This is a genomic window from Streptomyces arenae, from assembly GCF_022343545.1.
Taxonomy (GTDB): Bacteria; Actinomycetota; Actinomycetes; order Streptomycetales; family Streptomycetaceae; genus Streptomyces; species Streptomyces humi.
In genome coordinates this window covers 78883-103005 of record NZ_JAKQYH010000074.1, presented here as the reverse complement: position 1 = coordinate 103005, position 24123 = coordinate 78883, and the positions used below count along the sequence as shown (strand labels likewise).

Here is a 24123-nt window from a genome sequence, read left to right as displayed (position 1 = left end):
CCGGTGGAGGGTGGCTGGTGGCGGGGGCCGGTGGGGGCAGGTGTGGGGCGTGGGGGCGTGGTCGGGGGGCTCAGTGCGGTGAGTACGGCCACCGCCGAGTCGGCGGTGTCGCGCAGGAGTGCGCTGAGTTCGGCGGCGGCCGGGATGCGTGCGGCGAGGTCGTCCAGCGGCGCCGGGCCGGTGCCGGCGGACGGGGACGCGGCGGCAGGGCCGGTGCCGGCGGGCGGGGGCACGGCGGCCCCGACGGGCGTGGCGCCGCGCAGCTCGGTGCGGAGTGCGGTGAGGGCCGGGCCGGCCAGGGACACCAGCGCGCCGTCCAGGTCCAGCCGTACCGGGGGGCGGTGCCGTACGGACGCCGTCGCCGTCGTCGCGGCCGTGTGCTCCTGGGCGGGGGTCGCGGCCGTGTGCTCCTGGGCGGGGGCCGCGGCCGCCACCGGTGCTCCGGCCGCCCACAACGCGGTGGCTACTCGGCGTAGTTGGGCCATCCCCGAGCGGTGCGGGGAGTTGGCGGCGACCGCGAGGTGGTCGCGGTCGCCGAGGACGTCACCGATCAGGGAGGCCAGTTGGCCGGGCCCGGTCTGGACGAAGGCGCGGTGCCCGGCGGCGTACAGGCCCTCGACGAGCTGCCGGAAGCGGACGGGTTCCAGCAGGTGCCGGACGAACAGCTCCCGTACCTCCGACTCGGCGTCCGGGAAGGGGGCCGCGGTGGTGCCGGACCAGACCGGCACGGCCGGCCGGTGCAGCCGGAAGCCCTCGGCGGCCTCCCTGATCGGGGTCAGGTAGGGCTCCAGCATCGGCGTGTGGAAGCCGGACCGGAACGGCAGCACCTGGCACAGCACACCGTCGGCGCGGAAGGCTCGGACGAACTCCGCCACCGCCGGGTCCGGTCCGCAGACCATGGACTGGCCCGGCGCGTTGTCGTGGGAGAGGACGATCCCGGCGTCCGCCCAGTCCTCGCGGAGAGCTGTGACGACACGGTCGGCGGGGGCGCCGACCGCGGCGAACGCGAGACCGGGGACGGTGACCGCGTCCGGGTCGAAGTCCGCCATGAACGCGTCCACCTGGGCCCCCGAGTAGAGCCCGGCGACCACCATCGCGGTCCACTCGCCGACGCTGTGCCCGGCGACCGCGTCCGGCACCACGCCCATCCGGCGCAACGCCGAGTCGAGGAGCCGCCCCACGCCGACGACACCGAACCCATGACGGCCTACGTCGCCGACCCGCAGGTCCCCGGTGGCGGGTGCGGTGACGGTGGGGAGGCCGAAATGCGTCGCGATGTCGTCGACGCGAGGAGTGAACTCGCCTTCCAGGCCGGGGAAGACGAAGGCCAGCTTGCCGTGGGCGGCGTCGCCGAGCAGAGGGGCGGGCCGGAACCACACGTCGTTGCGGCCCTGCCAGGCGCGGCCCCGGGCGACCGCGCGGCGGGCCAGGGCGAGCCGCTTGGCGGTCGGGTCGACGACGCCCAGCCGCGCCGGTCCGGCATGCGCGTGCGTGCGGTCGGGGGCGAGACCGGCGGCCAGCACGGCGGAGTCGTCGGCGGCGAGAACGGCGGCCAGCCGCTCGGGAGTACCGGCGGCCAGGAGGAGGATGCGCTCGGGCTCGGTGACCCGGGCGGCGGCAACCCCGCCGGGGGCTCCGAGCGGGTCGGCGGCCTGGACGGGACGTCCGCCGGGGGCTCCGAGCGGGTCGGCGGCCGGGGTGGGACGTCCGCCCGGTGCCTCTTCGAGCACCACGTGGGCGTTGATGCCGCCGAACCCGAAGGCGTTCACCCCGGCCCGGCGCACCGGCTGCTCCGCGGTGGTCTCCCAGGGGCGGGCCCGGTCCAGGGTGCGGAACCGGGTGGCCGCGAGGGCCGGGTGCGGGTCGTCGCAGTGCAGGGTCGGCAGCAGGGTGGCGTGGTGCAGGGCGAGGGCCGCCTTCACCAGCCCCGCCACTCCGGCGGCCGGCATGGTGTGGCCGATCATCGACTTCACGGAGCCGAGCACCGCGGGTTCGTCGGCGGGCCCGAACACCTCGGCGAGCGTGGCGAGTTCGGCGGTGTCGCCGGCCGGGGTCGCGGTGCCGTGCGCCTCCAGGAGCCCGATGGAGTGCGGCGCGGCCGGGTCGAGTCCGGCGGTGCGCCAGGCCTGGCGTACCGCGTGGGCCTGGCCGGCGGGGTCGGGGTTGACGAGACCCGCGGTACGGCCGTCACTGGCCACGCCGGTGCCGCGGATCACGGCGTAGACCCGGTCGCCGTCCCGTTCGGCGTCGGCGAGGCGCTTGAGGACGACGACGCCGGTGCCCTCACCGATCAGGATGCCGTCGGCCTCCCGGTGGAAGGGGCGGATGCGCTGGCTCGGGGAGAGCGCGCGCAGCTGCGAGAACACGCTCCACAGGGTGATGTCGTGGCAGTGGTGCACTCCCCCGGCGAGCATCATGTCGCAGCGCCCGGCGGTCAGTTCGGTGACCGCCTGGTCGACGGCGACCAGCGAGGAGGCACAGGCCGCGTCCACGGTGTAGGCGGGGCCGCGCAGGTCGAGGCGGTTGGCGATCCGGGAGGCGGCGAGGTTGGGCACCAGGCCGATCGCGGACTCGGGGCTCGCGGGGCCCAGCCGCTCGGTGAACGCCGCCCGGACCCGGGCCAGTTGACCGGCAGTGAGGTCCGGCACCAACTCGCCGAGTGTCCGCACGAGTTGGCCGGCCGTCCGGACCCGTTGGTCGAGCCGGACCAGGCCGGGCGTGAGATAGCCGCCCCGGCCCAGCACCACACCGATCCGGTGCCGCTCGGGCAGCCGGTCCGCGCCGCCCGCGTCGGCGATCGCGGCGGCGGCCACGTCCAGGGCGATCAGCTGGTCGGGTTCGGTTCCGGCGACGGAGTTCGGCATGATCCCGTACCGGGTGACCTCCACCTCGGCCAGGCCGTCGACGAAACCGCCGCGCCGGCAGTACACCTCGTCGGGCACGGCCGGGCCGGCCGCCGAGCCGGGGCGGTAGTAGTCCGCGTCCCAGCGCCCGGCCGGCACCTCCGTGATGGCGTCCGTGCCGTTCACCAGGTTCCGCCAGTACGCGTCGAGGCCGGCGGCGCCCGGCAGCAGCACCGCCATCCCCACGATCGCGACCGGTGTCCGCCCGCCCGCACCTGTCCCCACCGGCCCACGACGGCCGTCGTCCGGCTTCCCGCTGTCGTCGGTCATCTCACCAGCCCGACACGGTGTAGACGACGGCCCGCGTGGACGGCTCGCCCCACGCGAGTTCGCGCAGCAGCGCGGCGGTGCCCTCCTCGGGGTCGATCAGCCGCACCCCGCGCCGCGCGTACTCCCGGCCCAGTTCGGGGCTGACCATGCCGGTGTGGCCGCCGACGGGCGCCCACGGACCCCAGTGCACGGTCAGCGCCCGGTTGCCGGTGCGTTCCGCCCAGCCGGCGCCGAGGCTCTCCAGTGCGTCGTTGGCGGCGGCGTAGTCGGCCTGGCCGCGGTTGCCGAGGACGGCGGAGACGCTGCCGAACAGGACCGCGAAGCCGGGCCCGGCGGGGAGTTCCGCCAGGGCGGCGAGGAGCGTGGCGGCGCCCGTGGTCTTCGTGCCGTACACCCGCTGGAAGGACTCCGGGGTCTTCTCCGCGATCAGCCGGTCCTCGATCACCCCGGCCGCGAAGACGACCCCGTCGAGGCGGCCGTGGTCGGCGTGGATCTCCTTGACGGCCTGGAGGGCGGCGTCCCGGTCCCGGAAGTCGACGGCGCGGTAGCGGGCCCCGCTGCCGAGCGCGGCGAGTTCGGCGAGGGTGGCGGTGATCTCCCGCTGGGCGAGCAGGAGTTCGGCCTCCCGGTTGACCTCGGCGGGTTTCGCACCGCCCCGGGCGGCGAGGGCCGCGCGCAGTTCGGCGGGGGTGCGGGCGGCGGCGGTGTCCGGGGCCTCGGGGCCGGTCGGCGCGGGTGTCCGGCCGAGCAGTTCGAGGCGGCAGCGGCAGGCGGTGGCGAGGGTGGCCGCGAACTTCGCGGTGATGCCCCGGGCCCCGCCGACCAGCAGCACCACGGAGTCCCGGTCGAGGCCGAGCGCGGCGGCCTCGGCGGCCCCTTCCCCGGCCGGTCCGGCCCCGGTGGTGCCGAGCGCGCCCAGCGGCGTCTCGACCGGTTCGAGTCCGTACCGGCCGGCGGCCGTGCGCAGGACGACGGGGGCCGGGCCGGGGGTGAGCAGTTCGGCGAGCAGCGCGTCGGCGACCGCGGCGGGCGCGGTGTCCTCCAGGGTCACGACCCGGGCGACGGTGTCCGGGTATTCCCGGGCGACGGTGCGGAACAGCCCGTGCAGTCCGGCCGAGCGTGCCGCGTCCTCGCCGTCGGCGGGCCGGGCGGCGAGCAGCCAGCGCGGGCCGCGGGCGAGGGCCGCGCGCAGCACGGGGAAGGCGTCCGGCAGGACGGGCGTGTCGCCGCCGGGCAGCGCGGCCAGGTACAGCACGCCGTCCAGGGGTCCGTCGGCGTCGTCGAGCAGGTGACCGGAGGCGAGGGAGATGGTCTCGGCACCGTACCCGGCGAGCCGTTGGGCCACCTGTCCGCCGTCACCGAGCACGGCGAACCGGCGGCCGGCCAGGACGGCGGCGGGATCGGCCACGTCGTCCGGTTCCGCGAGCGCGACCGGCCGCACCACGAACCGCTTCGGCGCCTCGCCGGCCGGGATGCCGTCAAGGACGGCGGCGGCGCCGGAGGCCCCGGCCCGTTCCGCCGACCGGCCCGAGGGGTCCGGCCCGAGAGCCACGGCCGTCGCCCCGCCGACGCCCGGGGCCGCCACAGCCATCGCCGTACCGGTACCGACACCGACGCTGCCCGTCCCGCCGACACCGGCGCTGTCCGTCCCGCCAAGGCCGACGCTGTCCGTCGCACCGACACCGGCGGTGTCCGCCCCGCCGACACCGACACTGTCCGGGCCGCCGACATCGGGGTCGTTCCTCGTCGTGCCGACCCTGGCCTTCAGCCATCCTGTCACCGCCGCCGCGGTGCGGGCCTTGGCCAGTTCCTCCAACTCGCTGTCGTCCAGGGCCCGGGCCGCGCCCGCGATCCCGAGCCGCTTCGCCAGCTCCCCGGCGATCTCGGCCCGTTTGATCGAGTCGATGCTCAGGTCCGCCTCCAGGTCGAGATCGGGCTCGATCATGTCGACGGGGTAGCCGGTGCGCTCGCTGATGATCTCCAGCACCACCCGCTCGACCTCGGCCGGTTCCCCGGCCGGCTCCTCGGGCGCGGCTTCGAGTTCAGCGGGGGCGGGCGCCGTCCGCGGTTCGGGGGCGACCGCCTCGGCGGGCGGCAGCAGCACCGGCCCGGGAGCCGCGGGCGCCTGCGCCGCCCCGAAGTAGGTGAGCAGCACATCGCGCTGGGCGGCGATCATCTCCCGGCTGGTGCGCAGGTATTCGGAGATCAGCGCGTCCCGGTCGGCCGGGGTGCCGTGCGGCTGGTTCGTCGTCACAGTCGTCGTCTCCACGACTCGTCGGGCCGGCGCCAGGGCACCGGGCAGCAGGTCTCCGTCGGCGGTGCGCACCAGCTGCCCGTCGACCGTCCAGCCGGGCCGCCGGGGCGCCGGGGTCCGCAGCGCGTCCACGGCGTCGCGGCCGCGCAGCAGCCAGGCGGTGCGCACCGGTACCCCGGCCACCGCCAGCCGGGCGAACGCGTCGAGCCAGCCGGGCAGTCCGCTGTCGGCGCGGGGCTCACACGCCACGGTGGTGTGCGGCCGGTCGCCGAGGATCTGTGCCACCAGCCGGGTCAGCACGGTCCCCGGCCCGGCCTCGACGAAGACGCGGGCCCCGGCCTCGTACATCGCCTCGATCTGGGTGGCGAAGGCGACGGGTGAGCCGATCTGGGCGGCGAGTCCGGCCCGTACGGCGCCGGCGTCCGGCGGGTAGGGGGCGGCCGTGCGGTTGGACCAGACGGGGAACTCGGGCGGCCGTACGGTCCGTTCGGCGAGGGCCTTGGCGAACCGCTCGCCGGCCGCCGCCACCACGGGGCTGTGGAAGGCGCAGGCGACGGGGATGCGCTTGGCCCCGAGGCCGTGCTCGCGCAACAGCCGCACGGCTTCGGTCACATCGGGTGTGGGGCCCGAAATCACCGTCTGCTGGGGCGAGTTGTGGTTGGCGAGGACGACCGAGTCCGGCGCCCCGGTGGTCCGCAGCGCCCGCTCGACGTCTCGTGCTCCGGCGGCGACGGCGGCCATGGTGCCCGGTTCGTCGCCCGCGGCGGCCAGGATCGCCGCCGCGCGTTCGGCGCTGAGTTCCAGGAGGGTCTCGGGGGTGAGGGCACCGGCCGCGCCGAGGGCGACGAGTTCGCCGTAGCTGTGCCCTGCGGCCATGTCGGGGCGGACGCCTGCCGCCGTGAGCAGGGCGTGGGCGACGAGCCCGGTGATGCCGAGGGCGGGCTGGGCGGCCCGGGTGTCGGTGAGGGCCGCCCGGTGGCGCTCACGGGCTTCGTCGTCGAAGGCGGCGGGCGGGTACAGGGCGTCGGCGTGGGCGCGGCCCAGCCGGAGGTAGTGCTGGAGTTCGGGGAAGGCGATGAGGACGTCGGCGAGCATCCCGGGGCGCTGGCTGCCCTGGCCCGGGAAGAGGAAGGCGACCTTCCCCCGGTCGTCGTCGGTCCGGTCGGCCAGGTGGACCCCGGCGCGCGGGTCGGGCTCGCCCGCCAGTACCTTCCGCAACTGTCGGGCGAGCCCCGGCACGTCGGTGGCGACCACCGCGGCCCGTACCGGCTCGTGCGCGGTGTCCGAGCGGCGGGCGGCCGCCAACGCCAGGTCCCGCAGCCGCCGGCCCCCGGTCTCGGCGGCCTTCAGGATCTCCTCGACGCCTCGCCTGGCGGCCCGCTCGTCCCGCCCCCGGAACAGGAACAGCTCGGCGGGCCAGGCGTCCAGGCCCTGCTCGGGCGGTACGGGGCTGTCGTACGCGCCGATCACCACGTGGAAGTTGGTGCCGCCGAAGCCGAAGGCGCTGACGCCGGCGACCCGTTCGGCGGCCGGGGCCGCCCAGGGCCGGGCCTCGGTGTGGAAGGCGAACGGGCTGGCGTCCTGCTGCCAGGCCGCGTTGGGCCGCTCCAGGTGCAGGGTGGGCGGTTTGACGCCGGTGTGCAGGGCCAGGGTGGTCTTGATCAGGCCCGCGAGTCCGGCGGCGCACTTGGTGTGCCCGATCCCCGACTTGACCGATCCCAGCGCACAGCCACCCGTCTTGGCGCCGGCCTCCGCGAACACCTCGCTGAGGACGGTCAGTTCGGTGCGGTCGCCGACCACGGTCCCGGTGCCGTGCGCCTCGACCAGGCCGACCCGCGCCGGGGAGATCCCGGCGTTGCGGTACGCGCGCAGCAGGGCGGTCCGCTGGCCCTCGGGGCGGGGTGCGGTCAGGCCGAGGGAGCGGCCGTCGCTGGACGAGCCGAGTCCCTTGATCACGCCGTAGATCCGGTCGCCGTCGCGTTCGGCGTCGGCCAGCCGCTTGAGGACGACGCATGCCACGCCCTCGCCGAGGGCGATGCCGTCGGCGGAGCCGTCGAAGGCGCGCGAGCGGCCGGTCGGGGACAGGGCGTGGACCGAGGAGAACAGCACGTAGTCGTTGATGCCGTTGTGCAGGTCCGCGCCGCCGCACAGCACGACGTCGCTGGTGCCGGCGGTGAGTTCCTTGCAGGCGACGTCGACGGCGGCCAGCGAGGAGGCGCAGGCGGCGTCGACGGTGTAGTTGGCGCCGCCGAGGTCGAGCCGGTTGGCGATCCGCCCCGAGATGACGTTGGCGAGCATGCCCGGGAAGGAGTCCTCGGTGAGCCCGGGCAGCTGGTCCGCCAGTCCCTCGGGCACCTTGCCGTAGTACGAGGGCAGGACGGCGCGCAGGGTGGCGGCGTTGGAGAGGTCGCTGCCCGCCTCGGCGCCGAACACGACGGAGGTCCGGGAGCGGTCGAACTCCCGCCCCCGCTCGCCGTACCCGGCGTCCTCGAGGGCCCGTCGGGCCGCCTCCAGGGCGAGCAACTGCACGGGTTCTATGTGGCCGAGGGAGGCGGGCGGGATGCCGTAGCCCAGCGGGTCGAACGGGATGGGCGGCAGGAAGCCGCCCCATTTCGAGGTGGTGCTGCCGTCGGCGTGGTGGACGGCCGGGTCCCAGCGCTCCGGTGGCACCTCGGTGACCGCGTCGTGTCCGGCGACCACGTTCGCCCAGAAGGCGGCGAGGTCGGGAGCCTGCGGGAACATGCAGGCCATGCCGACGACGGCGACGTCCAGCGGGGCGGGCGCGGGAGGTTCGGGTTCCCGTTCGGGCGCCGGCCGTCGGGCCAGGAGGCCGGCCGCGCCGTCGGTCACCGCGTGGTGCAGGGCCGCGAGCGTGGTCGTCTCCGAGCGCAGCACGGCGACCGCTCCTGCCATGAACATCCCGTCGTTGAGCTGACGTCGCTCGTCGACGGGTGTCAGCTCGCCGCTCTCGGCGCGGTCGACGCCTTTGCTGGCGATGCGCAGCCGGCCGACGTTCAGCCGCTCCAGTTCCTCCCACACCTGCCGGTCCGGGGCCCCGCCGGCCCGCAACTCGGCCTCTCTCTTGTGGTAGTTGAGGGTGAAGGGGCTGGGCACACAGCGGGTGGCGTGGCCGGGCGCGGTCTCCAGGAGGGCGGTCGAGGCGGCCGCCATGACCTGGCGCTGGAAGAGGGGCCGGATCGCGCCCCGGTGCACCGCCTCCTCGGTGAAGAGGTAGGCGGTGCCCATGAGGAGGCCGACGGCGGCGCCCCTGGCGGTCAGCGGCGCGGCGAGGGCGGCGACCATCGCGGCGGAGCGTTCGTCGTGGACGCCGCCCGCGAAGAACACCTCCAGTCCCTCGGCGTCCGGGAAGTCCTCCAGTACGGCGAGCTGCGCCTCCCAGAGCGGGAAGCTCGCGCGTGGGCCGACGTGGCCGCCGCACTCGGAGCCCTCGAACACGAACTTCCGGACCCCGGCCTCCAGGAACTGCCGCAGCAGCCCCGGCGAGGGCACGTGCAGGAAGGTGCTGATCCCGGCTCGTTCCAGCGCCTGCGCCTGGGCGGGCCGGCCGCCCGCGACGATCGCGTGGCTGGGCCGCAGCTCCCGTACGGCTTCGAGCTGGGCGTTCCTGAGTTCCTCGGGCGCGAACCCGAGCACGCCGACACCCCAGGGTCTCCCGTCGAGTGCCGCCCTGGCCTCGGTGAGCAGTTCCCGGGTGCGGGCGCCGTCCGCGAGGGCCAGCGCCAGGAAGGGCAGCGCCCCGTCGGCGGCGACGGCCGCGGCGAAGTCGGCCCGGTCGCTCACCCGGGTCATCGGGCCCTGGGCGACGGGCAGCCGGGTGCCGAGGGCGCGGCTCATCGCGGAGGTCCCGGGCCGCAGGGCCGCCGCCGCGGCGGTGCCGTCCCCGCGGATCGCCGCCCGCAACTCCCTGATCGTGCGCGGCACATCACCCCAGCGCTCGGCGAAGCGTGCGGCGAGGAAGCCGTCCTGGCCAACGGGCAGCAGCCGGCCGCGCGGGTCGTCGGCGCCGAGCAGCGCGGCAACGGCGGCCGGGTCGTCGGCGGGTGGGCGCACGGCGTCCGGGCCGCGCCGGTGCAGGACGCGGTGCCCGGCCACGAGCACGGTTTCGGAGCCGTCCAGGGAGCGCAGCGCGGCCGCGGTCGCCTCGGGCAGCCGGGATTCCGCCAGCAGGGCGAGTTGGCTGTCCAGGACGACCCCGGCCGCGCCGCCGGCCACCGCGGCCGCCGCGGTACGCGGTCCGATGCCCCCGCAGGCCCATACCGGCACGTCCAGGTCCGGTTGCCCGAGCAGTTGTTGGAGGAGGACGAAAGTGCTCAGCGTGCCGACCCGGCCGCCGCTCTCGCTGCCCCGGGCGATCAGTCCACGGGCGCCGGCCTCGACCGCCGCGCGTGCCGCGGCCAGGTCGGTGACCTCGGCCAGCACCCGGCTGTGCGGGGCGAGTTCGGCGACGCGCCAGGGAGCGTCGGCGGCCAGGACCACCGTGTCGGGGGCGGGGTCCAGGTCGTCCGGGGTGAGCGCGCAGCCCGCGGGCACCCGCACGCCGTACGGTCCCGGCGCGGCCCGGGTCAGCCGGGCCAGCGCCTCCCGGGTTCTTCGGTCACCGCGTCCGAGGTCGAGGACGCCGAGTGCGCCGGCGGCGCAGACCGCGGTGGCGAGCCGGGCGTCGGGTTCTCCGAAAGGGGTGACACAGATGATCAGGTCGACGGCACGCACAGGGGACGTCATGATGCTCCGAATAATCGGGAGGACAGCACGGTGGGGGACTTGTGCGGCAGAGAGGTCCGGGTGAGGCCACCGGAAACTAGCGAGTTCATTACTCGCGGGTCAATAACAGGGCGGCCCTATCCCGTCGGGTGGCATTGATTCGGCCAGCCGGGGAAATTCACCGCAAGAGCCGAAAATCCGAGCAATCCGATTCGGATCAGCGTCCGTCCGCCGCTGGAAGCACCGGCGCCACACCGCCACAAGCCCGTCAAAGCACCCTGGCCATTCACCCCGCACTCACCCTGGCGCAACACACCGTGCGAGGGCGCCGAGCTCTGTTAATTCGGGATGACTTCGGCCCGCTGGCTCGATCGTGGCACACCGGAATCCCGCACCGAACGGCCCTGCACGAACCCTGCACCAAGCCTGACAAAAACCTGTCGCCAACTGTATTACTTGAAATGAAACGCGCGGTGGGAAAAATTCTCGTAAACCCTTGAACCAAGCGGCCGGCGAGCAAGCGCTCGCCGGCCGCCTGTTGACGGGGATTCAGTGGTGGGCGGCCTCCACGCGGGCGCTGGTGCGCAACCGCAGGTCGCCCGAGGAGGCACCGACCCAGACGGTGCGCCGTCCGGTGCCGAGGGTCCAGCGGTGCCGCCGCGCGTCCCACGAGGACAGGGTGCGCGGAGCGACCCGCACGGTCACCCGCCGCCGCTCCCCCGCCCGCAGCACCAGCCGCCGGTAGCCGCCCAACACCCGTACGGCCTGGTCGAGTCGGAGGTCGGGCGAGCGTCCGACGTAGACCTGCGGGACGTCGATTCCGGTCCGGCGGCCGGTGTTGCGCACGGTGAACGTCACCTCCAGGCCGTCGCGCGTCCAGCGGGCCCTCGGGTCGGAATAGGCGAAGGAGGTGTACGACAGCCCGTGCCCGAAGGGGAACAGGGGCCGCACGCCCTGGGCGTCGTACCAGCGATAGCCGACGTGGATGCCCTCCGAGTACTCCTCCGTGCCGTCGACGCCGGGGTAGCGGCGCGGGTCGCCGGCGACCGGGTGGTGGTCGTCGTCGACCGGGAAGGACTGGGTGAGGCGCCCGCCGGGATCGCTGTCGCCGAACAGGACGGCGGCGGTGGCGGCGGCGCCCTCCTGGCCGGGGTAGTACATCTGGAGCACCGCGCCGGTGTCCGCGAGCCACGGCATCGACGTGGACGACGAGGTGTTGAGGACGACCGTGGTGCGCGGGTTGGCCGCGGCCACCGCGCGGATCAGCTGTTCCTGGTGGCCGGGCAGGGCGAGGGTGGTGCGGTCGAGGCCCTCGGTGGCGTCCTCGTAGGCGAACAGCACCACATGGCGGGCGGCACGGGCCGCGCGCACGGCCTCGGCGACGTCCTGGGCGCGGGTGGCACCGGTGATCCGGCGCAGCCGGAACAGCAGGCCCGCGTCGCCGCCGCTCGCCGAGATCCGCAAGGTATGGGCACCCCTGGCGAGTCGCAGCGTCCGGCGGCGGACGCCCAGGCCGTCGGGGGCCGTGGCGATCAGGCCACCGGAGAAGTACTCGCCGTACCCGGCCGCGAGCGGGAAGAGTTCCACGCCGTCCAGCAGGACGGTGGGGCGGGCGGTGGGCGCGGACGAGAAGTGCAGGACGAAGGTCCACTCGTCGTCCTCGGCGGCGGTGAGGGTGCCGTCGTACTCCCAGGTCTGTCCGGCGGCCACCCGCCGGCCCTCGCTCTCGAAGGCCGGGGTGAGCGCGGAGCCCGGGATCGCCTTGCCGAACAGGTCCTCGCCGAGGGCATGGGTGACGGTGCCGCGGGCCCGGGCCCGGATGGCGTCGAGGGGGCTGTCGGCGTGGTCGGGGACGACGTGGGCGCTGCCGCCGCCGCTGACGAAGGGGAGGCTGCCGGTCGGCCCGACCACCGCGACACCGCCGCCGTCGAGCGGGAGGGTGCCGTGCGCGTTCCGCAGCAGGGTCGCACCGGCCTTGGCGACCTCCAGGGCCACCGCCGCGCCCGCCGCCGCGTCACGGTCGGGCCGGGGCGGGGCGCTGCCGTCGAGGAGGCCGAAGCGGTCCATCACGGAGAGGATCCGCCGTACCGCCCGGTCGACGTACTCCTCGGCCACGCTCCCGTTCGCCACGGCCGACTTGAGGGCGGTGCCGAAGTAGGTGCCGTCGGGCATCTCCATGTCCAGACCGGCGGTGATCGCCGCGACGGTACTGTGCGCGGCGAACCAGTCGGTCATCACCCAGCCCTCGAAACCCCACCGGTCGCGCAGGACATCGGTGAGGAGGGTCCTGTTCTCGCAGGCGAAGGTGCCGTTGACCTTGTTGTAGGCACCCATGACGGCGCCGGTACCGGCGGCCACCGCCGCCTCGAACCCCCGCAGTTCGATCTCGTGCATGGTCTGCTCGCCGGCCCGCACGTCGATCGAGTTGCGGTCCTTCTCCTGGTTGTTGAGGGCGAAGTGCTTGACGGTCGCGATCAGGCCCTCGTCCTGGATGCCCCCGATCTCGGCGGCGACCACGTCGGAGGCGAGCAGCGGATCCTCGCTGAACGTCTCGAAGTTGCGGCCCGCGTACGGGGTGCGGATGACGTTGACCATCGGGGAGAGCAGCACGTCCTGGCCGAGGGCGCGCCCCTCACGGCCTATCACCCGGCCGTAGCGGCGGGCGAGTTCGGGGTCGAAGGCGGAGGCGAGCAGGACGGGGGCGGGCAGCGCGGTGGCGTGCCGGGTGACCCGGACGCCGGCCGGGCCGTCGGCGAGCCTGAGCGGCGGGATGCCCAGCCGGGGGACGCCGGGCACGTAGCCGGCCTGGCCGAGCGAGCCCGGGTCGGTCCCGCCGTGCAGCAGGGAGATCTTCTCGTCGAGGGTGAGCCGGGCGAGCAGCCCCTCGACACGGCGGCCGGCGCCCGCCCCGGGTCTGCCGGCCGCGACGGCGGACGTGAGGGGAGCGAGTCCTCCGGTGGCCGCGGCGGCGACCGCGACGGCGGACGCCACGAGGCGCAGGGTGGATCGTCGGGAGACGGTTTCGGACATGGGCCGTCACTCCTTCGGTGTGCGGGCACGACGATGTGGACCGCGGGCCGCGCCCGGGTGCCGCCCGGACCGTGTTCGGCCCCTGAACGCGGCACCCGCCGCGCGACCTTGACGACCCGTCGACCGCACCACCGGCGCGTCGGAAACGTAGATCCGGAGGTGACTCGTGTCAACGATCTGAACAAGAACCGCCCCGAAGCCGCCAAGACTCGAACCCGGACGACCAGTTGGCGGCACCGCCAAGCCGGCCGACCACCCGGCGGAGCACCCCCGGCGGGGGCACCGCCGGGCGGCCAGCCGTTACCGGACGGACGACGGACGACCGGAAGGAACAGGCGCAGCAGCGGAACTCACCGACCGGGCAGGCCGACTCACCGACATGGCAATCCCGGCCGGCCGACGAGGCAGACCACCTCACCCACCGCGCAAGCCTCGCCCGCCGACAAGGCAGACCAACTCGCCCGCCGGGCCAGCCCCGCCCGCCGGCCAGGCAGACCAACTCCCCCACTGCGCAACCCCCGCCCGCCGGCCGGGTGGGCCAACTCATCGACCAGGCGGGTCGGCTCGTCGGCGCAGGTGGGTGGGTGTGTCAGCCGAGCAAGCAGACCAACCCACCCACCGATCAAGCTCTGCCCGCCGGCCAGGCAGGCCGGCTCACCCGCCGGGCCGACCCTGCCCGCCGACTCGTAGGTCAACTCATCGGCCCAGGTGGGTCGGTGCGTCGGCAGAGCAAGCAGACCAACCCACCCACCGATCAAGCTCTGCCCGCCGGCCAGGCAGGCCGGCTCACCCGCCGGGCCGACCCTGCCCGCCGACTCGTAGGTCAACTCATCGGCCCAGGTGGGTCGGTGCGTCAGCAGAGCAAGCAGACCAACCCACCCACTGATCAAGCTCTGCCCGCCGGCCAGGCGGGCCGGCTCACCCGCCGGGCCGACCCTGCCCGCCGACTCGTAGGTCAACTCATCGGCCCAGGTGGGTGGGTGGGTCAGCCGAGGAGGGTTGTTGCTCCGGTCAGGGTGGCTGTGACGGTTTGTGGTACCGAGCGGAGGACGTCGTCGGTCGTCGTCGTGAGCGGGGTCGACGGGTCGGTGTGCTCCGTGGTGCCGACGGACGTGGGCGGGACGACGGTGACGGGGCGGTCGGGGGCCCCGGCCTGCGCGACCCGCGTGCTGTACGGCTGCTGCGACCCGCCGGGCGCCTCCTGTTCCGGAGCCGGGGCCTCGGGCGCCGCGGACGGCTCGTCCGGCTCCGCCGGGGGCGCCGCGGAGGGCGTGGCCCGGGGTGTCCCCGCCGGGCCGCCGCTCGCCGACTGGAGGTCCCAGCGCTGCGCGAACGAGCCGTCGCGCCGGGCCACCACCACCTGGGCTGCCTTCACGGCCAGCGCGAGGTCCTTGCGCCAGCGCAGCAGGAGTTCCCCGCGCACCGTCAGGTCGTACGACACCTCCCCCGCGTGCACCAGGCAGCCGGCGACCTCGACACCGCGCGCACCGGGGTCGGCGACCAGGCAGAGGGCGGGGTCGACCGCGCTGCGCAGCATGCCGTCGTCCTGGTACGACCACTGCTGGGAGCCGGCGTCGGAACACGTGCCGAGCCGCAGTCCGGCGCCCGCCCGCACCCGTCCGCCGCGCACGTCGACGCAGAGCCCGCTGTCCAGGCTGCGCAGTCTGCCGTGCGCGACCTCCACAGGCTCCCCGACGGAGGCCGGCGACGGGGAGGCCCCGGCGGACGGATCGGCGGCGGGGCCGGAGCGGGTGGCGCCGAAGCCGGGGGCACCCCAGGTGGTGGCACCGGGGTGCGGGACACCGTTGTCGTCGGACCAGCTCCTGGCCGCCAGCACGGTGGCGAGCAGCACGAGGGAGACCAGGCCGACACCGAGCGCCAGCGCCTTTCGCCGGCCGCCCTCGGACACGGTGCGGTGCCGTCCGCCGGACGCGGCCGGCTGCCCCGGTCCGACACCGGCACCGTCACCGGCGCTGACACCGGCACCCGCACCGGTCGGCCACGCCTCGACGGCGGCACCGCGGCCGGGCCGGGTGTCGAGGTAGCGGCGGGCGCCCCAGCCGAGCACGGTCTCGGCGAGCAGGTGTTCAAGGCCGCCGTCGAAATGGCTGAGCTGTTCGGCGGCGTACCGGCAGTACCGGCACTCCGTGAGATGCCGCTGCACATCGGGGAGCAGCGAGCCGCCCCGGCGTATGGGGACGTCGAGGAGGCGGTTGTAGAAGCGGCATTCCTTCGAGGGCGCGAGTTCCCGGTGGGCGCGCACCAGACCGGTCCTGAATTGCTCGCGGGCCTGGTCCAGAGCGACTGTCGCGGTACCGGTGTCGACACCCAGCAGACCAGCGGGTATGTTTATGGGTTCGGCTTCGACCTCGGTGTGCCACAGAAGGCATTGCGAGGCTCCCGGAAGTGCCTGGAAAGCACGCTCCGCGAGTTGCCGCCTTTCGGGGGTCCCGGGTCTCGCGGCACCGAGTCCACGGCCGCCGGTTGTTTTGCGCAGTTCCGGCACGACCACGGAAATGGCTTCGTCGGCGGCCCACGCGCGGACCGTCTCCCGTACGGCCACGAGCAGCTGCGGACGCAGGGCGCCGCCGACCGCGCCGCCGGCGAGCCGGCCGAGGACCCGCTCGAACGCGGCACTGGCGACCAGTTGCGCGGCGGGCGTGGCGGAGGCGAGACAGACGATGGCGTACTCGCAGGTGGCGCGCCAGTGCCGGGTCAGCAGCAGGGCGACGGCATGATGCCTCGCGGCGGGCTCCGTGGCGAGCTTGGCGACGAGATCGCGGTCGGACTCCCCCGGAGTCGGACCGGGGCGGGGCGGGTAAGGCGGGCGTGGGGGGTAGGGGGATTGCACTGAACCCTTTCCTTCCGAGCCGCAGGACGGCATGCGAAATGGCGCCCTGACGGAATGCAGTGCCTGATTGGTGCGTACCTTTTGAAGCCCATAAGGACCGGCGGTGCGACCCGTACCGGCCTCTGGACCCTCCCGCGCGGAGGCTCACCTTCGCACACGCCCCTCACAGGAAACAAGAAGTCAGGATGACCGAAGTTCAAAGTCGCGGGAATTCAGATAAGTTACCGGCGGTATCCGCGCTCTAAGGTCATTCAGCGGCCGCACAGGTTCAACTTGTGTGCGTCACGGACCCGATGAGACACGAAATCTTCAACTCTCGGCGCGCGTACCCGAAGTCGAGGGGCGCCGGCGTTCCACAGCCGCCTCCCATGTTTCTCTCGGCCCGCTCTCATCCCGGTGCACCACCATGTGCCGCATGATCGCCCCCCACTCCTCGTCCCCCTCCCCCGTCCCCGCGTCCGCCCGGCCGGTGCGCAAGGCCGTCGTCCCGGCCGCCGGACTCGGCACCCGGTTCCTGCCCGCCACCAAGGCGACACCGAAGGAGATGCTGCCGGTCGTCGACAAGCCGGCCATCCAGTACGTCGTCGAGGAGGCGGCCAAGGCCGGGCTCGACGACATCCTGATGGTGACCGGGCGGCACAAGCGGGCCATCGAGGACCACTTCGACCATGCCTTCGAGCTGGAGCAGGCGCTGGCCGCCAAGGGCGACACCGTGCGCCTGGACGCGGTGCGCGACCCGGCCCGGCTCGCCGACATCCACCACATCCGCCAGGGTGACCCGCTGGGCCTCGGCCACGCGGTGCTGTGCGCCAGGCACCACGTGGGCGACCAGCCCTTCGCGGTGCTCCTCGGCGACGACCTGATCGACGCCCGCGAGACCCTGCTCAGCAGGATGCTGGACGTCCGCGACCGCTACCAGGGCAGTGTCGTGGCATTGATGGAGGTCGACCCGTCACAGGTCCACCTCTACGGCTGCGCCGCCGTCGAGGCCACGGGCGAGGACGGGGTGGTCAGGGTGACCGGGCTGGTGGAGAAGCCGGCACCGGAGCACGCGCCGAGCAACTACGCGGTCATCGGCCGCTACGTCCTCGACCCGCGGGTCTTCGACGTCCTGGAGCGGACCGCGCCCGGCCGGGGCGGCGAGATCCAGCTGACCGACGCCCTTCAGGAGCTGGCCGCGGGCGGCACCGTGCACGGGGTGATCTTCGACGGACTGCGCTACGACACCGGCGACAAGGGCGACTACCTGCGCACGGTGGTCCGGCTGGCCTGTGAACGGCCGGACCTGGGGCCCGAGTTCACAGCCTGGCTCCGGGAGTTCGTGGCGGCCCTGCCGGAGGAGGAAGGGGCCGGACAGGAGGAGAGCCGCGCCGCCTGAACGGCCCGCACGAGGGACGGGGCGAGGATCCGGCGACCCTCACCCCACCCGAAGCCCGAAACCCGGCATCCGGCATCCAGCGCCCGAAGTCCCAAGCGGCGGCGCGCAAAGCCCGGCGTCCGACGCCCGAGGCCCCACGTCCGGCGCCCGAAAACCGGCGCTCGGGGCCCGAAGCCCCGAGTCCGGCGCGCGCAGCCCCGAGTCCGGGGCCCGCAGCCCAGCCCCAAGTTCGGGGCCCGGCGCTCAGCGTCCGGCGGGTCGCCTCAGTTGTTCGGGCGCAGGGTCCAGATGACGGTCATCTCGCCCGTCACCGCGCCGTCCTCGCGCGTGATGGCGACGGCGACCGGGAACTCGGGCCGCTTGCCCGCGTCGAGTTCGGCGACGACGTCGGCGATCGGGCGGCCCAGGGTCGCGGTGGCCGTGACCGGACCGAGGGCGACCTTCTTGTAGGCGATCTCGGCACTGACCGCGAGCGGCACGGCCCGGGAGAGCTGGTCGCCGAAGGCGGCGAGGACGATCGCCCCGCTCGCGGACTCGGCGAGGGTGAACATCGCCCCGGCGTGCGGGCCGCCGATGTGGTTGTGGAAGTCGCCCTGGTCCGGGAGCGCCAGCACGGCCCGCTCCGGAGTCGTCTCCAGGTACTCCAGGTTGAGGGTCCGCACCATCGGGACCGTGGCGGCGAGCATCTCGCCGATCGACATCTGGTCTGCGCTCATGACGGCCATGTTACTCACGGGTAGCCGGGCCTGACCAGAGCCGGGGCCCCGAAGAAGCCGTGCACCGGTCCGGCGAACCCGTACATCACCGCCGGGCCGGTGTTCCGGTACACCCCCGCCGAGGTCCGGTGACCGAACCGTGGCCTGGGCGGGACTAGGGTTACGAGCCATGTGGCCAGAACAGCAGCCGCCAGGGGGCGAGCAGAACCCGCAGCAGAACCCGTACCAGCAACCGGGTTACCAGCAGCCGAATCCGTACCAGCAGCCCGGCTACCAGCAGTATCCGCAGCCGGGCGGGTACGGGCAGCAGCCGCAGTGGGGTCCCCCGGGACCCGCCGGCACGCCGCAGGCACCGCAGGGCGGGGGCGGCGGCAACCGCACGAAGGTGGTCGCGATCGTGGCGGCCGCCGCCGTCGTGGTGGCGGCCGGCGTGACCGGTTTCCTGGTGCTCGGCGGCAAGAAGGACGACAAGGCGGACGGGCAGAAGAACCAGGGGACCAGTCAGTCGCCGACGCCTTCGGGCACCGCGTCCGCCTCGTCCTCCGCGTCGGCCGACGACAACCCGCGCGGTGACGACACCGGCGAGAAGCCGACGATCGCGGGCTGGAAGACCGTCGTGAACCCGAAGTGGGGCACGGCCTTCGACGTACCGGCCGACTGGGAGGTGCTCACCTCGGGCACGTCCGTCGGCTTCGAGGACAAGGCGGGCAAGCCGATCATCACGATGTCGGCGCCCGCCCAGTACAAGTCCCAGTGGTGCACGAGCGACGACGACAAGGACGGCAGAACCGAGGACACCGCCCTCGCGGCGGTCGGCACCAAGGGCGAGAGCGGCGCGAAGACCCCGGGCGACGCGGCCGTCCGTGAGGTGCCCTGGTGGGTGTACGGCGGCTACACGTATCCGGACAAGAAGAGCATCGGCTACGACAAGAAGGCCACCGCCTACACCACCGCCTCGGGCCTCAAGGGCGCCTACGCGTGGGCCCGTTCGACCAACACCCCGGACAAGGGCAAGTGCGCGAGCGACGGCAAGGCGATCACGTTCGGCTTCGAGAACTCGGCCGGGGACCTGGTGTCCTGGGACTTCTACGGCGCCAAGGGCGTGAACGGCGAGGTCCCGACCGCGACGATCATGAAGATACTCAGCACGGTCCGGCTGCACGGCACCCCGACCGGGAGCTGACCGGATCAGGGGCTTGACGGCCGGCACACGGTTTGGCAAGCCCGGTCCCGGCCGGGGATAGTCAGGCGGTGACCTCCACCTCCGACTCCCCCGGCAGCCCCGCCCGCCTGCGCAGACCCGCCTGGGCGGGCCGCAACTACAGTCTGCTGACCGCGGCGGCGATCGTGACGAGCCTGGGTGCCAACGGCTCGCTGATCGCCGCCGCGTTCGCGGTGCTGGACGCGGGCGGTGACGCCGGGGACGTCGGCCTGGTGGCCGCCGCCCGTACCCTCCCGCTGGTGCTGTTCCTGCTCGTCGGCGGCGCGGTGGCGGACCGTTTCCCCCGCCATCGGGTGATGGTCGCGGCCAACACCCTGAACTTCCTCTCCCAGGGCGCCTTCGCCGCTCTCGTGCTCGCCGGCCAGCCCCGGTTGTGGCAGATGATGCTGCTCACCGCGCTGGGCGGCACCGGCCAGGCGTTCTTCAGCCCGGCGGCGGAGGGCATGCTGCTGTCCTCGGTGAGCGGGGAGCAGGCGGGCCGGGCGTTCGCCGTGTTCCGGATGGCCATGCAGGGCGCGGCCCTGGGCGGTGCGGCGCTCGGCGGTGCGCTGGTGGCGGCGGTGGGTCCGGGCTGGGTGCTGGCGGTGGACGCGGCGGCGTTCGCGGTCGCCGGGACGCTGCGTTCGTTCCTCGACGTCAGCCATGTTCCGCCGCGCGCTCCGGGTGGCGGGATGCTGGCGGACCTGCGGGACGGCTGGCGGGAGTTCACGGGCCGCCCCTGGCTGTGGGGCATCGTCGTCCAGTTCTCGATCGCGAACGCCGTGCTGGGCGCCGCCGACGCGGTCTACGGGCCGCTCGTCGCCCGGAACAGCCTCGGCGGTCCTGGCCCCTGGGGCCTCGCCCTGGCCGCGTTCGGCGCGGGCACGGCGGCCGGTGCCCTCCTGATGACCCGCTGGAAACCCCGCCGGCTGCTGTTCGTCGGCACCCTGTGCGTCTTCCCGCTGGCCCTGCCCTCCGCGGCGCTGGCGGTACCGGTGCCGGTGGGCGTCCTCTACGCGGTGATGTTCGTGACCGGGGTCACGGTGGAGGTCTTCGGCGTCTCCTGGATGACCGCGCTGCACCAGGAGATACCCGAGGAGAAGCTCTCCCGCGTCTCGGCGTACGACTGGTTCGGCTCGGTCTCCCTGCTGCCGCTGGCGATGGCGCTCGCGGGCCCCGCGGAGCAGGCCTTCGGTCTCGGCCCCGCGCTGTGGGGCTGCGCCTGTGTGATCGTGGTCGTCACGGCCGCGGTGCTCCTCGTGCCGGACGTGCGCAACCTCACCCGGCGCACGGTCCCGGTGATCGAACGGCCGGCGTCCGCGTCACCCGATGCCGAACGCTCCGCCGGGGGGCTCGGGTGACGGCACCGCGTCCGCGTCCCCGACCGGCCGGGCGCCGCCGACGAACTCCCGCAGCGCGGAGCCGTGTTCGACCCGCGCCGGAAAGGCGTCGGCGGCCGTTCGACGGGCCAGCGCACCGGCGTCGATCGGCCGGTGCGAGGCGATGAGCACCGCGTTCCCGAACCGCCGGCCGCGCAGCACCGCCGGCTCGGCGATGACCGCCAGCTGATCGAACACGGCCCCGAACGTGGCGAGTTGCGAGCGCAGGAAGGCGAAGGGGGCGGAGTCCGCGAGGTTCGCCAGGTACATCCCGTCGCCGCGCAGCACCCGTTCGGCCTCCCTGGCGTAGCCCAGCGAGGTCAGGTGCGCGGGGATCCGAGAGCCGCCGAAGACATCGCCGATGATCACGTCGGCGGAGTCCCCGGGTGCCCCCTCCAGCCAGCTCCGGGCGTCGGCCGCGTGCAGCGCGATCCCGGCGCCGTCCGCCAGCGGCAGATGCTCGGTGACCAGGTCCAGCAGCCCCCGGTCGGCGTCCACGACGTCCTGCCGGGACCCGGCCCGGGTGGCCGCCACGTACCGCGGCAGGGTGAGCGCGCCACCGCCGAGATGCAGCACGTCGAGAGCGGCACCGGCCTCGGCCACGGCGTCCAGCACATACCCGAGCCGCCGCGTGTACTCGAACTCCAGGTACGTCGGTTCGTCGAGGTCGACGTACGACTGCGGCGCCCCGTCGACGGTCAGCAACCAGGCCCGCTCCCGATCGACGTCGGGCATCAGCCTGGCCGTGCCGTACTCGGTGGCACGGACGACGGGTATGGATTCGTTCACGCCCCCATTGTCGCCCCACGAACAACCCGCGGCGCACCGATACGAGGCCCACACGAACCCCCCAAAAGGAACGCGGGACCATGCCGGCACGCGGCCACTACAACACCCCGAAAGCAACGCGGAACCATGCCGGCACGCGGCCACTACAACACCCCGAAAGGGGCGCGGGACCATGCCGGCACGCGGCCGCTACAGCGCCCCGAAAGGGGCGCGGGGAACTGCGCGACAAGCCACGACGGCCCCGCAGTCCCCCACGCACCGCAACCCGCTACGAACCCTGGACGGCGGTCACGGTTCCCGCGCCCACGGTCCGGCCCCCTTCCCGGATCGCGAACCCCAGCCCCGCCTCCAGCGGCACGTCCCGGCCCAGCTCCACGGTCATCTCCACCGTGTCCCCGGGCCGGGCGACCGCCACCTCACCGAGGTCGACGTCCCCCACCACGTCCGCGGTCCGGATGTAGAACTGCGGCCGGTACCCCGTCGCGACCGGAGTCGTACGACCCCCCTCGCGCCCCGACAGCACGTACACCCGCGCCGAGAACCGCCGCGCCGGCACCACGCTCCCCGGCGCCGCGACCACGTGCCCGCGCCGGACCGCGTCCCGCGGCACCCCGCGCAGCAGCAGCGCCACGTTGTCCCCGGCCTGCGCCTCGTCCATCGGCTTCCCGAAGGTCTCCAGACCGGTGACGACCGTCTCGACGTCCGCGCCGAGCACCTCGACCCGGTCGCCGACCCGCACGGTCCCCCGCTCGACGGCACCGGTCACGACCGTGCCCCGGCCGGTGATGGTCAGCACGTTCTCCACCGGCAGCAGGAACGGCGCGTCCAGATACCGCTCCGGCATCGGCACATACGTGTCCACCGCGTCGAGCAGCGCCTCGATCGACGCCGTCCAACGCGGGTCCCCCTCCAGCGCCTTGAGCCCCGAGACCCGGACGACGGGCACCGAGTCGCCGCCGTAGCCGTGCGCGCTGAGCAGTTCGCGGACCTCCAGCTCGACGAGCTCGACCAGTTCCTCGTCGGCCGAGTCCGCCTTGTTCAGCGCCACCACCACGTGGTCGACGCCCACCTGCCGGGCGAGCAGCACGTGTTCGGCGGTCTGCGGCATGACCCCGTCGAGCGCGGAGACGACGAGGATCGCCCCGTCGAGCTGCGCGGCGCCGGTGACCATGTTCTTGACGTAGTCGGCATGACCCGGCATGTCCACGTGGGCGTAGTGCCGGGTGTCCGTCTCGTACTCGACGTGCGCGATGTTGATGGTGATGCCGCGGGCGGCCTCCTCGGGGGCCCGGTCGATGCGGTCGAACGGCACGAACGTGCCGGTGCCGCGCTCGGCGAGGACCTTGGTGATGGCGGCGGTCAGGGTGGTCTTGCCGTGGTCGACGTGACCCATCGTGCCGATGTTCAGATGCGGTTTGGTGCGGACGTACGCCGTCTTGGGCATGGCTGTGCCTCAAAGCCTCTTCGGTACGGAGAGACGCCTCGTCGGACGCGAGACGTGAGGACCCCGGGGAGCCGGCCGACCCTCCCCCTGCGGGGTCCGCCGGACGTTCCGGGGAGGGTCAGCTTCGGGCGCCGTCGGCAGCGGCCGGCGAGAGCGGGAAGGGAACGGCAGCCTTCGGCACATCCGCGACCGCGGATGCTGCGAGGAGGAAGGCGTACCGGAACATGACGCAGATCATTGCCGATGCGTCGCCCCACGTCGAACGGTTTTCCGCGCCGTGGTTCCGCCCGAAGGGCGGCGACCATACGGCGATCACACATCGGCTTCGGTTAGTGTCGCCGAATGCTCGATGCCAACCGCTCTGGCACCGCCACGGCCTCTCCCCGGGCCGCCGCCACGGAGTTCACCGTCGCCGCACCCGCCCCGGCAGGCTTCACCACGCGCTGCACGAGAGTGCTGCTGTCGCCGTGGTCACGGCTGTCCCTGCTGGGCGCCCTGCTCGCGGCGGCCGCGTCCTCGGTGCTGCTCTTCGAACCCCAGAGACTGCTGACGCAGGGCTGGCCGCCGCAGGTCGCGGGCGCCACCGCGGTGGTGGTCTTCGCCGCCGCGTACGGGCTGATCACGGTGGCGTTCGTACCGCGGCCGATCCTGAACCTCGCGGCCGGCGCGCTGTTCGGCTCGACACTGGGCATGGGCGCGGCGATGGCCGGCACGGTGCTCGGGGCGTGGATCTCCTTCGTGCTCGGCCGGATCCTCGGCCAGGAGGCGTTGCGGCCACTGCTGCGCGGGCGTTGGATGAAGGCGGCCGACAACCAGTTCAGCAGGCACGGCTTCCGCTCGATGCTGGCGGTGCGCCTGTTCCCCGGCGTCCCGTTCTGGGCCGCGAACTACGCGGCGGCCGTGTCCCGTATGCGCTGCGCCCCGTTCCTGCTGGCGACGGCCCTGGGCTCGATCCCGAACGTGGCCGCGTACGTGGTGGCGGGCGCCCGGGCCTCCACCCCCACGTCCCCGGTGTTCCTGATCTCGGTGGCGGCCATCGTCCTCCCGGCCCTGGCAGGAGCAGCAGTGGCCTGGAAGAAACGCCACCACCTGCGCACGAAATAAGCCTCGCCATCCAAGCGCCGCGCAGAGCGCCCCGTAGGGGCGCGGGGAACTGCGCGAACAGCCCCCACCGCCCCGCACCCGC

The 24123-nt window shown here is 74.1% G+C and carries 11 protein-coding genes; 4 read left to right on the top strand and 7 right to left on the bottom strand.

All coding sequences use genetic code 11. The annotated features are described in order from the left end of the window. The 4 genes from MB828_RS37150 to MB828_RS37135 all read right to left on the bottom strand — a co-directional run. Nucleotides 1–3083, bottom strand: a 3083-nt coding sequence (locus tag MB828_RS37150; RefSeq protein WP_301652017.1) for a beta-ketoacyl synthase N-terminal-like domain-containing protein, incomplete at its 3' end; no start/stop codon positions are given. Nucleotides 3084–3174: 91 nt separating this feature from the next. Continuing rightward, the gene (locus MB828_RS37145) at nt 3175–10170 is read right to left on the bottom strand and encodes a type I polyketide synthase (RefSeq protein ID WP_301652014.1); all 6996 of its coding nucleotides are present in this window, start codon (nt 10168–10170) and stop codon (nt 3175–3177) included. Between the two features lie 528 nt (nt 10171–10698). Next, entirely contained in the window at nt 10699–13179 is a 2481-nt protein-coding gene (locus MB828_RS37140) for a beta-glucosidase family protein (RefSeq protein ID WP_301652013.1), read from the bottom strand. A gap of 985 nt (nt 13180–14164) precedes the next feature. Further along, nucleotides 14165–16030, bottom strand: coding sequence for a ricin-type beta-trefoil lectin domain protein (locus MB828_RS37135; protein ID WP_301652012.1), 1866 nt, complete (start codon nt 16028–16030; stop codon nt 14165–14167). A gap of 415 nt (nt 16031–16445) precedes the next feature. On the opposite strand from MB828_RS37135, the gene galU reads away from it, so the two are divergent. Continuing rightward, nucleotides 16446–17408 carry a UTP--glucose-1-phosphate uridylyltransferase GalU gene (gene galU, locus MB828_RS37130; protein ID WP_301652011.1) on the top strand — a complete coding sequence of 321 codons (963 nt, stop codon included), beginning with the start codon at nt 16446–16448 and terminating at the stop codon, nt 17406–17408. 263 nt (nt 17409–17671) lie between these two features. On the opposite strand, the gene MB828_RS37125 is transcribed toward galU, so the two are convergent. Beyond that, the gene (locus tag MB828_RS37125) at nt 17672–18109 is read right to left on the bottom strand and encodes a DUF4442 domain-containing protein (RefSeq protein WP_133025183.1); all 438 of its coding nucleotides are present in this window, start codon (nt 18107–18109) and stop codon (nt 17672–17674) included. Between the two features lie 184 nt (nt 18110–18293). Between MB828_RS37125 and MB828_RS37120 the strand changes: the two genes are divergently transcribed. Beyond that, entirely contained in the window at nt 18294–19307 is a 1014-nt protein-coding gene (locus tag MB828_RS37120) for a hypothetical protein (RefSeq protein ID WP_301652010.1), read from the top strand. A 68-nt stretch (nt 19308–19375) separates the two neighbouring features. Next, nucleotides 19376–20686 carry an MFS transporter gene (locus MB828_RS37115; protein ID WP_133024730.1) on the top strand — a complete coding sequence of 437 codons (1311 nt, stop codon included), beginning with the start codon at nt 19376–19378 and terminating at the stop codon, nt 20684–20686. Here MB828_RS37115 and MB828_RS37110 read toward each other — a convergent pair. Together MB828_RS37110 and tuf are read right to left on the bottom strand one after the other, a co-directional pair. Continuing rightward, on the bottom strand, nt 20648–21493 hold the full coding sequence (locus MB828_RS37110) for a spermidine synthase (RefSeq protein WP_301652009.1): 846 nt from the start codon (nt 21491–21493) through the stop codon (nt 20648–20650). The two genes, MB828_RS37115 and MB828_RS37110, sit on opposite strands and share 39 nt — an antisense overlap. A 268-nt stretch (nt 21494–21761) precedes the next feature. After that, nucleotides 21762–22937, bottom strand: coding sequence for an elongation factor Tu (gene tuf, locus MB828_RS37105; protein WP_046727181.1), 1176 nt, complete (start codon nt 22935–22937; stop codon nt 21762–21764). A 342-nt stretch (nt 22938–23279) separates the two neighbouring features. Here tuf and MB828_RS37100 point away from each other — a divergent pair, with 342 nt between their 5' ends. Beyond that, nucleotides 23280–24041 carry a TVP38/TMEM64 family protein gene (locus MB828_RS37100; protein ID WP_301652008.1) on the top strand — a complete coding sequence of 254 codons (762 nt, stop codon included), beginning with the start codon at nt 23280–23282 and terminating at the stop codon, nt 24039–24041. The last annotated feature ends 82 nt before the right edge of the window (nt 24042–24123 follow it).

Coding starts and splice junctions, on each gene's coding strand:
- MB828_RS37140 (WP_301652013.1), bottom strand. CDS start 13,179: ATGTCCGAAACCGTCTCCCGACGATCCACCCTGCGCCTCGTGGCGTCC.
- galU (WP_301652011.1), top strand. CDS start 16,446: ATGATCGCCCCCCACTCCTCGTCCCCCTCCCCCGTCCCCGCGTCCGCC.
- tuf (WP_046727181.1), bottom strand. CDS start 22,937: ATGCCCAAGACGGCGTACGTCCGCACCAAACCGCATCTGAACATCGGC.
- MB828_RS37125 (WP_133025183.1), bottom strand. CDS start 18,109: ATGTCGATCGGCGAGATGCTCGCCGCCACGGTCCCGATGGTGCGGACC.
- MB828_RS37145 (WP_301652014.1), bottom strand. CDS start 10,170: ATGACGTCCCCTGTGCGTGCCGTCGACCTGATCATCTGTGTCACCCCT.
- MB828_RS37120 (WP_301652010.1), top strand. CDS start 18,294: ATGTGGCCAGAACAGCAGCCGCCAGGGGGCGAGCAGAACCCGCAGCAG.
- MB828_RS37100 (WP_301652008.1), top strand. CDS start 23,280: ATGCTCGATGCCAACCGCTCTGGCACCGCCACGGCCTCTCCCCGGGCC.